Genomic DNA, 13,074 nt, shown 5'->3' on the forward strand with positions numbered 1-13,074 from the left:
ATTGTAAAAAAAATCAATAAGTTTTTACAAAAAATTTGCACAATTTGAAAATTGTTTTAAATTTGCTTCTATAACTAACTAACTTTTAATATTAAAATTATGAACAAGTCTGAATTAATCGACGCAATCGCAAAAGACGCAGGAATTACTAAGGTAGCAGCTAAAGCAGCTTTAGAATCTTTCATCTCTAATGTAACTACTACGCTAAAGACAAAAGAAGGAAAAGTATCTTTAGTAGGTTTCGGTACTTTCTCAGTATCTGAAAGAGCTGCAAGACAAGGTATCAACCCTGCTACTAAAAAGCCAATCAACATTGAAGCTAAAACTGTTGCTAAATTTAAAGCTGGTGCAGATCTATCTTCGGCTGTAGCAATGGCAAACGCTCCTGCAGCTGGTAAAAAGAAAAAATAATCTTGTGATTATAAAAAAGAAAACCTCATCATCTGATGGGGTTTTTTGTTATAAATAATACAGCAACCGGCTGTATGAATTAAAAAATTATGGTGCCAGTCGGGAAATCTTCCAATCGAAATCTTCCAATGTATAGATAATTCTGTCATGCAATCGGTTTGGTCTACCCTGCCAAAATTCTATTTCGTAAGGTTTCGCTATATAACCGCCCCAATTTTCTGGTCTGGGAACTTCTTTATTTTCATATTCCTGTTCTAAGACTTTTAATTTTTCTTCTAAAAACATTCTATTGGGAATTTCCTGGCTTTGAGGAGAAACTGCCGCACCAAGCTGACTGCCTTTCGGTCTTGAATGAAAATAACCATCACTTAAGTTTTCTGCAATTTTTTCAAGATTTGCTTTGATGATAATCTGTCTTTCTAAACCTGGCCAAAAAAAATGAAGACAGGCTTTATGTGTCTTTTCAATCGCTTTTCCTTTTCGGCTGTCGTAGTTGGTATAAAAAATAAAACCTTCGTAAGTATATTCTTTCAATAAAACCATTCTTGTACGCGGGCAACCATCTTCTTCTAATGTAGAAACCGCCATTGCATTAGCTTCAGACACGGAAGGATTTTCAGAAGCATCTAAAAACCAATCTCTGAATTGTTCGATAGGATTCTCTTTAATCTCAGTTTCAATAAGTTGAGATTTTTCGTAGATTTTTCTTTTATCGTGGAGGTTTTCCATAAATAATTTTTATTAAATTTGAGTATGAATTACTCATACAAAGGTAAAATATTAATTTCCACACCCGATATTTCCGGCGATATTTTTTCAAGATCGGTCGTGTTGATTATAGACCATTCCGAAAGTGGAGCATTTGGTTTGATACTGAATAAGAAAAACAGTAAAATGAGTAATCGTTTCAAAAACTTCTTCGATTTTGAGATTGAAGTTTACGATGGTGGTCCTGTAGAAAACGATAAAGTCTTTTTTATCATTAAAGGAAAAAAAGTAACTGAGAATTTTACCGAAATTAATAATGAATATTATCTTACTGAAGATATTGAAACAATCATCAATGCTGTTTTGCAGAATGAAATCAGCATTCAGGATGTAAAAATATTTTCAGGATATTCAGGATGGTCACCATCACAGCTGGAAAATGAAGTTCTGCAGAAAGTCTGGACCGTTGTAGATGTTTATAATCTAGATTACACACTTCCTAATGACCATACTTTGTGGAAATCTATTATGCAGAATCTTGGCGGTGAATATCTTTTGTGGGCAAATGCTCCGGAAGACATTTCGTTAAACTAATCATTACTTCACATTGAAGCGATTTAAATTTTAACAATTTTTTAAGCTTTTATTGTATAATTTTTAAGATACTTTTCACGTTATTTGTTAACGTAAAAACAAGTACTATGAAAGCGGTAAAACATGATTGTTTACTTTTAGAAGCTTTACAAAAATAAAATACAATTTCTGATCTCAATCAGAATAAAACCCGGTAAAGGACTTTAATGTTGTTTACCGGGTTTGTCAATTTTAGAAACTATTTCTCCAGCTTTCTACCAATTCGGTGAAACGAGTGCTTTCAAAAGTTTTATTTCTAATTTTCTTTACTGAAAAGACTCCTTTTTCATCTGAAATCAATAGAATCTCTTCTGCTTTCTGAGATTCAAAAGCAATAATTTCATGCTCCTGAGTATCTGCAAGATTATTTTTATGTAAGAAGGTTACAAAATTCTCCAATAAAGGCGAAATATAAGCTCCCTCAGACTGTTTTGGTATTTTAATTACATCTCCTTCCAAGAATAAAAGATTCCCTGTGGTAGAACGTGCAATTCTTTTGTTAGGATTTAATAAGATTACATCATCCAAGTCATTTTCTTGCGCGTAAATTCCACCATAAATATTTTCAGGGCAATGAACTCTGATATTACTTAAAAGATTGTTATTGACATTAATTTCCTTAATTAAATCTAATTCTAAAGGTCTTTGATGAATAGAAAGCACATCATCCATTTCATCTACTTCAAAATAATAAGAAACAGAAGATTTAGACAAAGTAATTCCGTCTGAATTTCTGAATACCAAGAAATTGATAATCCCGTTCTGAATACCGCTTTCTTCAATTACTTTTGTATTAAAAAGATTCTGAAAAAACTCCAGCGTGTAAGAAAGAGGAATATTCATTCTCATTTTTCTCATGGAAGCCATTAAAAAGAAATAGCACTCTTCATCCATGATCAATTTTGAATTTCTAATAAAAAAAGAAACCTTCACAGCATCTCCAGAAAGAAACGCACGGTTTTTCAATTCAAGTTCTTCAGAAGTAAAATAGGTATTTTTCAAAATTTAATTCTTTTATAAAAAAATAATGAACGATAAATCGTTCATCAGTTTTGTTCATTTAAAACAGTACTACTTATGAATTAAGCAGCACCTAATTTTATTCTTAGGTTTTCGATAAGGTTTTCCCAGTACATTGCGTTTTCCTCTTCATCACCTTCTTCACAAAAATCTGTAATATTTAAAGCCAGATCTTCTGTAATATCATCAATTGTAATGGTCATTTCGAAGAAGTTTTTTGTTCCTTCATCTTCTTCCCATCTGTAACGTACGAAACCTTCAGGCTTATATCTGATTAAAGTCGCCTTTTCAGCAGGACCTCCACCCCAACTGAAAAAGAAATCATCACCTTTCTCTACTACCTCATCCGCAAACCATTCAGACAATCCCTCAGCAGTTGCTAAATATTCGTACAAAATCTCTGAAAGACAGTGCATTGGGAATTCGTAATGGACTTTATGTTTCGCCATATAACTTGTTTTTAACGTCACGCAATATATAAATTAATTTTTTCATTACGCAAAATTATATCTATATTTTTATGATTTTTATCAGAATTATTTCCATTGCTTCAAAATGAAAATAATTCTGATATTCAAGATGAAATTATCTCAAAAAACTTATTCGAAAACGATGGTTTCACAACTCGTTTATTTTCAATTATTCTTCATTTAAAACGTCAAGAATAATCTTGCATCCTTCTGTAATTTCTTCTTTCGAAATGGTAAGAGGTGGTGAAATTCTCAGGTATTCGTTTCGGTATAACTGCCAGAAAACGATCAAACCTTTTTCCATACATTTTTTAGCAACATTAAGTGTAAATTCAGGAGTTCCAAGATTTACCGCAAGCATCAAACCTTTCCCGTTGATATTTTTAATTTTTGGATGAACCAAAAGTTCTCTGTACAGTTTTTCTTTTTCATCAACTTCATTCATCAGACCACTTTCTAAAACTTCTTTTAAAGTTGCATAAGAAGCTGCAGCAATCAAAGGATTTCCGCCAAACGTCGTAATATGACCTAATTTTGGAGAATGAGACAAGGTTTCCATGATCTTTTTAGAACTCATAAAAGCTCCTACAGGAACTCCACCTCCCATTCCTTTTCCCATTACCAAGATATCCGGAACGATACCGAAATGCTCAAAAGAAAACAGTTTCCCTGTTCTTCCAAAGCCAGGCTGAATTTCGTCTAAAATAAGAAGCGCACCTACGTCTTCACATCTCTTTTTTAGTTTAACTAAATAATCATTATTCGGAACTAAAAATCCGGCCGCCCCTTGAATGGTTTCTAGAATTACGCAGGCAGTTTTTTCTGTGATTTTATCGAAATCATTTTCATTATTAAACTCAATAAAAGAAACCATCGGCAACAAAGGACGGAATTCTCTTTTGTGACCTTCATGACCTGAAACACTTAAAGCACCATGTGTATTGCCGTGATAAGAGTTTTTGAAAGAAACGATTTCTTCTCTTCCGGTATATCTTTTTGCCAGTTTTAAACTTCCGTCAATTGCTTCTGCACCGCTGTTGACCAAATAAGTAATTTCTAAAGGATCCGGAGTTGCTTCAGCTAATAATTTGCATAATTCAACAGGTTTTTCCTGAGCATATTCGCCATACACCATCACATGAAGGTATTTATCTGCCTGTTCTTTGATTGCAGTGACAATTTTCGCATGCGAATGCCCCAAAGTATTAGCAGAAACTCCCGCTACGAAATCGAGATATTTTCTTCCGTCTTTTCCAAAAATATAGCTTCCTTCTGCTTTTTCCACTTCAAAACCCGCTGCAAATTGCGTCGTTTGAGCCTGATATTTAAAAAAATCGTTTTGCATTTCCATTGTATGAAAAATTTTAGGCAAAGCTAAAAAACATTCATCAGATGTAGAAATTTCACAGGTGATTATTATCTGTATTTGTTCAAATTTCAACTTACACGTCTAAGTTCTTTAAATGAGACGTGTAACTTCTTAGATTGAGACGTGTAATTTAATCAAGTCAGGCGTCTAATTAAGATTAAGCCTTGTCAAGGTTTAAAACCTTGACAAGGCTCTCCAAAAACAGGTTCGTCTTTACACAAACAAAAAAGACCAGCTTTACAACTGGTCTTTTGATATTTATTTTCTTACCCTTTTAGGTTTTTTAGCTTCTTCTTTTGCTTTCTCTTTTTCTGCCTCTTCCTGTACTTTGTTGTAAAGTCCATCATTAGATTCATACTTTATTTCTTCATAATTTGGCGAGTCGACGAGAATATCCTGCCATTTCCGTATTCGGTCTTTGGTATTCCAATTGAAATCTTCAAATTTTTTCTGCGCTGGGGAGATCTGGCTCATTGGGTAAGTTTTTGCAACCGCACCAATACTGCAAGAAATAATCTGTAGCTGACGTTGATCAAACAATGCGCCGATAATCCCGCATAGTGATACATTCACCCCAATCCTATCATTAACTTTAGTTTTCTTATTAAATTCATCAGCATAGGTGATTGCTTCAGCATTTCCGATTACTTTAATTTCTTTAATATCCGGACCTTCATAATACACCGTCATCAATTTTCCTTTTACCTGATGAAATTCGTCTAAAAGATTTAACGAATCTACTTTTGCAATCGCAAAACCGTTTCCAATTACTTTTAAAGAGTCGATATTTTCAGTTTTAGCATTAAAATACGCTTCTACTTTATCACCAGTCACTTGTTTTTCACCGCTCCACAAAATAGGATCAGTGTACATGTGCATAATTCCGTCTGTTTCGTTGAAAGCAATAGAATCTGCTCTTCCTTGTGCATTCGATTTATAAATTCTTGCCTTTTTGAAAGCCCTCAGATAACTTTTCTTTTTAGTAATATCTGCGGTATCAGGTTTTTGATAAGAAAGAATTTTTTCTGCGGCAAAATAAAGTGAATCTTTTTCAAAGATCTTTACCGCATAAGGTTCTTTGGTCATCATTGACGAATCTTTCTTTTCGTAAATTTCACCATAACCTCCTTTCATGTATCTTTTCTCTAAAGGATCATCAAGCGTGACATTTCCTGTTGCTTTTCCGAAACCATTAAGCTGATTGTAATACATCTCGTCACCAGTAAGAATTTTGTCATTGTAATAAATCCTGGAGTTTTTCGTAAGAAAAGACTCTTTGGTATTCATATTATGAGTTCCTTTTTCAGTAACAATTCTGTTCTTAGGGTTCTTATTATTGGTAATTACCGTATAACCGTTGATGGTAACGATGTTTGTATTTTGATTCTGAACTACATTATCACCTTCCAAAGTATAATCTTTATCTACAATTTTCACCCTTCCCGTAAGATCGATTGTACGTGTCGTAAGAAAATAAGTAGCAGATTTTGCGTAAGTAGTACTTTTACCATCGTTGATAGTACCTCCCGTATTAAAATAGGCCTGATTTGAAACCCTGTCGTAATACATTGTTTCAGTTTTAATGATCGTTCCTTTAACATCGGTTAAAACAACATTTTTTCTGGCAACACCTTTTTGGGTATTCCCGTCGTATTCCATTTCCGAAGAGGTAATTACAGAACCATCGGAGTTAATAAGTTTTGCATTGCCAATAGCTTTTACAAAATTTTCCTCATCATACATTACCACTTCATCCGCCGAAAGGATAGAGCCCTGGTGCTCTATGATAACATTACCGGTAAGATAACGATTACCATCATACTTAGTATCTTTACTGATTTCATCAGCATTTTTAATATGCACTTTTTCTCCCGGTTTACTTTTCTGTGGTTGATTTTTCACAGGATTTTGCAAATAAGGGTCGCGCTGCGCAGGTTTCGGTGTAACCTGAGCTAAAGTAAACGAGGAAATAAATAGGAATAGAAAAAGAACCAGTCTCATTGATCAATCATTCTTAGTGCCATAAAAATACAGCGAATGAGAATCAATTTTTACGCCAAAAGCTCCTTCTATTGCTTCTTTGATCCCTTGAATTCTGGGATCACAGAACTCGATGATTTCTTCAATCTCTTTGTCTGAATCTTTTTTGTAAATCACCAAATGATCGTGTTGCTTATCAAAATAAGATTTCTCATAAGAAGATGAAGTTAACGTTTTCTCACCAAACTGATGCTTACGAATCAAGCCTGCATCAAGAAAGATCTCGATGGTATTGTAAATGGTAGCTTTAGAAACATGATACTTCTTTTGCATCATCAGAAGATACAGATCATCTACATTGAAGTGATGATCCATATTATAGATCTCTTCTAAGATTGTGTATCGTTCAGGCGTATTACGAAATCCTTTTTCAAGTAAATAATTTCGTAAAACGTCTTTTATTAAAGCTATATTTTTTTCTTTTTGTAAAGTATCCATTAAAAAATTTATTCCTACAAATTTATCGATTTTTATTTAAATCAATATCATTCATTTAAGCTCTATAATGCAAATATTAAAAATTAGATCTTCTAAATTCTGCCTGTTGAATCTTACTGCTCGAAATCGTTTCTTCCGTTAATGGAGCCGATTCTACGACAACATTGTGTGAGGTAACACCCCAAGATTTAAAATCATCACTACCGATATATTTAACAAAATTATAAATATTTAACGTAATTTTCTGTTTTACCGTCAAAAGAATATCGTTGATATAGGTGTTATCTATGATGACATACTTCAAATCTGGTGGAATATTATGAGCTCTCAACGAAGGATGACTGCTTCGTGAAGGAATCGTTCCGTCTGCCATTAAATCTTTCAACACCATATTGAAATAATCGTTAATTCTACGGTCTACTTTAAACCCTAAAAGGAAATTTACTTTATAAATTGTTCCCGGCAAAATTTCATCTATACTGTATTTGAAAGTATATGGATCTTCCTGATTGACAATACTCAGAATAAAATAATGATCCGCTCTTTTCGGTTGTTTTTTGATGATAGAATAAATAATTTTCGATTCTATTTCATCATTTCGTTTGGCACGGCTCAGATAGGCAAGATTGGTACAATATTTTGGTATGGTCTCATCTAGCTTCATGTCTTTGATGATAGACACATATTTATCAATCTTCACATAGCTTGTAAAATTGGCTTTTAATAATCTTCCATTATACCAAGCATACATGCAAATTGCAATAAATCCACCAAGAACCATTGTTAACCAACCTCCATCGAAGAATTTAATCACATTCGCATAGAAGAATCCTGATTCAAGGAAAAGATAAATCGCTACGAAACCAAAAAGGAATACTTTATTAAGTCTTGTTCGGCTCAACCAATATGTCAATAATATCGTTGTCATCAACATCGTTATGGTAATTGTTAAACCATAGGCTGCTTCCATGTGTTCTGATTTCTGGAAGAAAATAACAACAATGAAACAGAAAAACATTAGCCCCCAATTGATCCTTGGGATATACATTTGTCCTTTTACTCCCGAAGGATATTCGATGTGCTGGTTTGGCCAGAATGAAATCGACATTGCCTCAGAAAACATCGTAAACGAACCTGTAATTACCGCCTGACTCGCAATAATTGCCGCTAAAGTTGCTAAAATTACTCCCGGTAAAACTGCCCATTCCGGCATAATTCCAAAGAAAGGATTGACTCCCGTGAAAACTTTTTCATAGTTGTCTAATAACCAAGCTCCTTGTCCTAAATAATTAAGGATCAACATTAATTTAACAAAAATCCAGCTTACACGGATGTTTTTTGCGCCACAATGTCCTAAATCTGAATATAAAGCTTCAGCTCCGGTTGTACATAAAAACACTGCCCCCATAATCACAATTGCACTTGGTGAATGCGTGATTAGGTTATAAGCATACATTGGGTTGAATGCTTTTAAAATTTCGATGTGATCAAAAATATGCATTGAACCGAAACCTCCCAAAACCAAAAACCACGTCACCATGATAGGTCCGAAGAATTTACCGATAGAAGCCGTTCCGAATTGTTGTACAACAAAAACGATGAAGAGAATAAATAAGGTAATAAAAACAACCGGCGTTTCGGGATTGTATATTTTGAGCCCTTCAATTGCAGACATCACTGTAAGAGAAGGAGTAATTACACTATCTGCAACCAAAGTGGATGCTCCGATGATGGCGACGACGTAGAGCCATTTCTTTTTTAGTTTTTTAACTAAAGAGTATAATGCTAAAATTCCACCTTCACCACGGTTATCAGCTTTAAGAGCGATAATCACATATTTAAGTGTTGTCTGAAGTGTTAAAGTCCAGATAATACAAGAAAGCGCGCCTTCAATATAAGTGTCGAAAGGCATTGTAGAGCCATCTTTCCTTGCATTGACAATTGCCTTCATTACGTAAAGCGGTGATGTACCAATGTCTCCGAAAACAATCCCTAGAGAAACGATAACTCCCACAAATGAAAGCTTTTTAAGGTCTATATGATGACCTCCTTCTGTAACTTCTGCCATGTCAGCTTATTATTTTTAAAAGCGCAAATTTATATTAAATTTATCAGCCACCGTCACATTAGTCATGCATTGTATAAATGAAAAAACTTCCTTTCGGAAGTTTTTTTCTATAATCGCATGATAATTATTTCACGTACATCGCTTTTTTAATTTCCTCTTTTACTTTTTCAAGTTTAGGGAACCATTCTGCAAATAAAGCAGCTGAATAAGGAGCAGGTGCATCAGGAGTAGTAATTCTCTTGATTGGTGCATCCAAGTAATCAAATGCTTTTTGCTGTACCATATAAGTAATCTCTGAAGATACAGAACCAAATGGCCAAGCTTCTTCTAAAATTACCAATCTGTTTGTTTTCTTTACTGAAGTTAAAACAGTATCGAAATCTAAAGGACGAACTGTTCTTAAATCGATAACTTCTACAGAAATACCTTCTTTAGCCATATCTTCAGCTGCCTGAAGAGCCAATTTCATGATTTTTCCGAAAGAAACCAAAGTTACATCAGTACCTTCTCTTTTGATATCAGCTTTTCCTATTGGTAAGTAATATTCTTCTTCAGGAATTTCCATTTTGTCACCGTACATCTGTTCAGATTCCATGAAAATTACCGGATCGTTATCCTGAATTGCAGTTTTTAATAATCCTTTCGCATCATAAGGGTTTGAAGGAACTACTACTTTAAGACCCGGAACGTTTGCGAACCAGTTTTCAAAAGCCTGAGAGTGTGTTGCTCCCAACTGACCTGCAGAAGCTGTAGGACCACGGAAAACAATCGGACAGTTCCACTGACCACCACTCATCTGACGGATTTTTGCTGCGTTGTTGATGATCTGATCGATCCCAACAAGAGCAAAATTGAATGTCATATATTCTACAATTGGTCTGTTACCATTCATTGCAGCGCCTACAGCAATTCCTGTAAAACCAAGTTCTGCGATAGGTGTATCGATTACGCGCTTAGCACCAAACTCATCCAGCATTCCTTTAGAAGCTTTGTATGCACCATTGTATTCTGCAACTTCTTCTCCCATTAGAAAAATGGATTCGTCTTTACGCATTTCCTCACTCATTGCCTGCGCAATCACTTCACGAAAAGTATGTTCTGCCATATTTATTTGAAAAATTTAGAGTACAAAAATAGTGTTTTTTTATTATTTACATAACAAAAAAGACAACTCATTGCTGAGTTGCCTTAATATTTAATATTATTTTAAACTGATTAGTTTACTTTCTGCCAAACCTGTGTTCTACCTAAAATAGAAACACCCATATATCCTCTTACATTTAGCTTATCTCCGCTTTTGGTGATGGTACATTTATATGTTTTACCTGTTTTAGGATCTGTAATGGTACCTCCTGTAAATTCATCACCATCTTTTGCTAATCCTCTGATGATCTCCAATCCTAAAATTGGTTTCCCTTTTCTGTCATCTTTACAAGACGTACAGTTAGGATCTGCTGGTTTAATCAATAACTGAGATACTTTTCCGTAATATTTACCATCAGATTTTTTGTAGATTTCAACGATAGATTTCGCCTGTTTAGTTTCATCATCTATGGTTTTCCATTTTCCTTCGATTTGGGCAAATGACATCACACTGAATAGTGAAAGTACAAATGTTGCTAATAATTTTTTCATATTATAGAGTTTAATTTAAATTATAGATTCTTAAATTCTTAATTAGTTAAAAATAGACATAAATTTTAAACGCACAAACATTTTTATTATCCTTTGCATATATAACAGTCGAAAAAACTATTCCAAAAATTAAACAATTAAAAATTAGTTCAGCTTTCTATTGATGACACGACTCATATAATCCTGATACCACGCTTTTGCCACTTGTTTTCCTTTTTCGGTTTCCGGAGATTTTATTTTATCATTCAGGTTGTTTTCAAAACCTAAATCATTTTTATCATAAATTCCGACGATATTTTTACCATCGAATCTGTAAATATAGTTTCCGTAAATAAACTGCTCCGAAGTTCCGTCTGAGTTGACAATCAAAGGCTGATATTTTTTTTCGCTCACCAGACTTCTGCCCCAACTTCTTATTTTTTTATTATATCCAATCAAATCTGCCAACGTAGGATAAATATCAATTTGTTGTGCCAATTCATCATTCACTCCTTTTAATTGATATTCAGGATTTGGAGAATAGAAAATCAACGGCACTGCAAAACGGTTCATTGCTTTTTCGTATTCCGAATAATAAACCTGATTGGTGTGGTCTCCTGTAAACACAAAAATGGTATTTTTAAACCAAGGTTGCTTTTTAACTGTTTCAAAATATTCTTTAATTGCATAATCGGTGTATTGTATTGGCTCATGCATTTCAATTTTGCCTTTTTTGAATTTTCCATTATATTTTGCAGGAATTTTAAAAGGGTGATGTGATGATGCTGTAAAAACGGTTGCCATAAAAGGTTGCGATTTTCCTACATTCTTAGCAAAATACTGTAAAAACGGTTCGTCCCAAATTGCCCACATTCCATCAAAATCTTCATTGTGATTGTATTCGTCTTTTCCGAAATAATGTTTAAAACCAAGAATATTTCCAAAACCTAAAAATCCCATCGAACCATTCGGAGCACCGTGATAAAATGATGTATCGTAACCCATATCATTACAAACAGAAACAATCGACTGAATTTTCTGATTAGAATAAGGCGAACTCGTAAAAGCATCCATCAAACTCGGAATTCCCGCCAAAATACTGCTCATTCCATGAATTGATTGCCTTCCGTTGGCAAAAGTATTAGGAAAAATAAGACTTTCATTTGCCAAACTATCGATAAACGGTGTGTAAGAAACATAATCTTTGATGTTTTTATCTTTATTAAAAGCTCCCGAATATTCTCTACCGAAAGATTCCACAATAAAAATCACAATGTTTGGTTTATCCTGAACCTGTCTGTCGTAAGTTTTATAGGGATTGATATTTTCATCAATAAATTTCTGATTGACAAACTGAACTTCTTTAAAATTATTGGTTCCCATTGTTCTGAAAAACGAAAAAGTAGAATTCAGAACTAGGTTCCCCTGAAGCGGAGTTTTAACAAATTTATTTGCATCTACCAAATTAATAGGTCTTGTGCTATGTTTGAAATCACCTCTAATCCCGCCAACAATTAATACCGCAGAAATACACAAAGTCACCACAGACCAAATAAAATAAGGAATGAGCTTTACAGGTTTTTTATAATTGATTTTAAATCTTTTATACAGAAAAACCCATGCAGCCATTAAAAACACAAACCAAATAATCACAAAAGGGTGCTCTGTGACAGAAGCAGTGAATACTTTTAAAATATTCGTCTCGTGTTTTGCCACCTGAAAAGCTGCAGAAGTAAGCCTTGCCTGAGAAAATTTATAATAAATAAAATCGCCAAAATTCATCGCATACGCAATTCCGTTGGTTATAAAATATAGCCAAATCAGTATCTTTTGATAGCCGCTTTTCGTATTGATAACAATCGGAATTAAACTCAACAAAATAAACAAAGCATTCACATACAATATCGCAGTTGTATCAAAAGCAATCCCGTGATAAGCCAGACTGAGATAGTCTGCAACACTGTCTACTTTTATTAAATCTTTATTGAAAAACCAAAACAAAAGTCTTGCAATCTGATAAAAAACAAAAGCCAAGAAAAGTCTGTAACACAAAACAAGGATTTCTTCTTTTCTGAATTCTTTGAAAAATTTCATTTTAAATAGTATTGTTTTTAAAAGTCGATTATTTATCGGTTGCAAAATTACGTTAAATTCATATGTCGATATTTATTTTTTTTAAGGGCATATGTAATCGCCAATATTATATTAACTTATCTTTCATTGTTAGTTATAGCGATTTCATAGGATTCTAATTTTTAGTTGATATTAATTAAGGTTAAAATTTTAAAAAAATGTAATTTTGC

12 protein-coding genes are annotated in these 13,074 nt (G+C 33.6%); 2 read left to right on the forward strand and 10 right to left on the reverse strand.

Annotation, left to right across the window (positions count from 1 at the left end; translation table 11 throughout):
- Nucleotides 1–99 precede the first annotated feature (99 nt).
- Nucleotides 100–411: an HU family DNA-binding protein gene (locus AB671_RS11015; protein WP_066675824.1), complete on the forward strand. Its 312-nt coding sequence runs from the start codon at nt 100–102 to the stop codon at nt 409–411.
- An 87-nt stretch (nt 412–498) separates the two neighbouring features.
- Here the strand turns inward: AB671_RS11015 and pdxH are convergent, their stop codons facing one another.
- Nucleotides 499–1,140, reverse strand: coding sequence for a pyridoxamine 5'-phosphate oxidase (gene pdxH / locus AB671_RS11020; RefSeq protein WP_066675821.1), 642 nt, complete (start codon nt 1,138–1,140; stop codon nt 499–501).
- A 24-nt stretch (nt 1,141–1,164) separates the two neighbouring features.
- Between pdxH and AB671_RS11025 the strand changes: the two genes are divergently transcribed.
- Nucleotides 1,165–1,713 (forward strand): YqgE/AlgH family protein, encoded by a 549-nt coding sequence (locus AB671_RS11025; RefSeq protein WP_066675818.1) that lies wholly within the window; start codon nt 1,165–1,167, stop codon nt 1,711–1,713.
- Nucleotides 1,714–1,944: 231 nt separating this feature from the next.
- Here AB671_RS11025 and AB671_RS11030 read toward each other — a convergent pair whose 3' ends face one another.
- The 9 genes from AB671_RS11030 to AB671_RS11070 all read right to left on the reverse strand — a co-directional run bounded on the left by AB671_RS11030 (nt 1,945) and on the right by AB671_RS11070 (nt 12,865).
- Complete coding sequence (locus AB671_RS11030; protein WP_082987287.1) at nt 1,945–2,754, reverse strand: aminotransferase class IV; 810 nt, start codon at nt 2,752–2,754, stop codon at nt 1,945–1,947.
- Nucleotides 2,755–2,834: 80 nt separating this feature from the next.
- Nucleotides 2,835–3,221, reverse strand: coding sequence for an START-like domain-containing protein (locus AB671_RS11035; protein WP_066675814.1), 387 nt, complete (start codon nt 3,219–3,221; stop codon nt 2,835–2,837).
- Nucleotides 3,222–3,411: 190 nt separating this feature from the next.
- Nucleotides 3,412–4,587, reverse strand: coding sequence for an aspartate aminotransferase family protein (locus AB671_RS11040; protein WP_066675826.1), 1,176 nt, complete (start codon nt 4,585–4,587; stop codon nt 3,412–3,414).
- A gap of 282 nt (nt 4,588–4,869) precedes the next feature.
- Nucleotides 4,870–6,612, reverse strand: a complete 1,743-nt coding sequence (locus tag AB671_RS11045) for an OstA-like protein (protein WP_066675809.1) — start codon at nt 6,610–6,612, stop codon at nt 4,870–4,872.
- A 3-nt stretch (nt 6,613–6,615) separates the two neighbouring features.
- Nucleotides 6,616–7,089 carry a Fur family transcriptional regulator gene (locus tag AB671_RS11050; protein WP_047399628.1) on the reverse strand — a complete coding sequence of 158 codons (474 nt, stop codon included), beginning with the start codon at nt 7,087–7,089 and terminating at the stop codon, nt 6,616–6,618.
- Nucleotides 7,090–7,165: 76 nt separating this feature from the next.
- Nucleotides 7,166–9,157, reverse strand: coding sequence for a KUP/HAK/KT family potassium transporter (locus tag AB671_RS11055; RefSeq protein ID WP_066675808.1), 1,992 nt, complete (start codon nt 9,155–9,157; stop codon nt 7,166–7,168).
- A gap of 124 nt (nt 9,158–9,281) precedes the next feature.
- Entirely contained in the window at nt 9,282–10,262 is a 981-nt protein-coding gene (locus tag AB671_RS11060) for a pyruvate dehydrogenase complex E1 component subunit beta (RefSeq protein ID WP_066675807.1), read from the reverse strand.
- A gap of 110 nt (nt 10,263–10,372) precedes the next feature.
- Nucleotides 10,373–10,792 (reverse strand): DUF2147 domain-containing protein, encoded by a 420-nt coding sequence (locus tag AB671_RS11065; RefSeq protein ID WP_066675806.1) that lies wholly within the window; start codon nt 10,790–10,792, stop codon nt 10,373–10,375.
- Nucleotides 10,793–10,936: 144 nt separating this feature from the next.
- Complete coding sequence (locus AB671_RS11070) at nt 10,937–12,865, reverse strand: LTA synthase family protein (RefSeq protein ID WP_066675804.1); 1,929 nt, start codon at nt 12,863–12,865, stop codon at nt 10,937–10,939.
- Nucleotides 12,866–13,074 lie beyond the last annotated feature (209 nt).

Origin of the sequence: Chryseobacterium sp. BGARF1, assembly GCF_001677955.1 — a bacterium.
GTDB lineage: Bacteria > Bacteroidota > Bacteroidia > Flavobacteriales > Weeksellaceae > Chryseobacterium.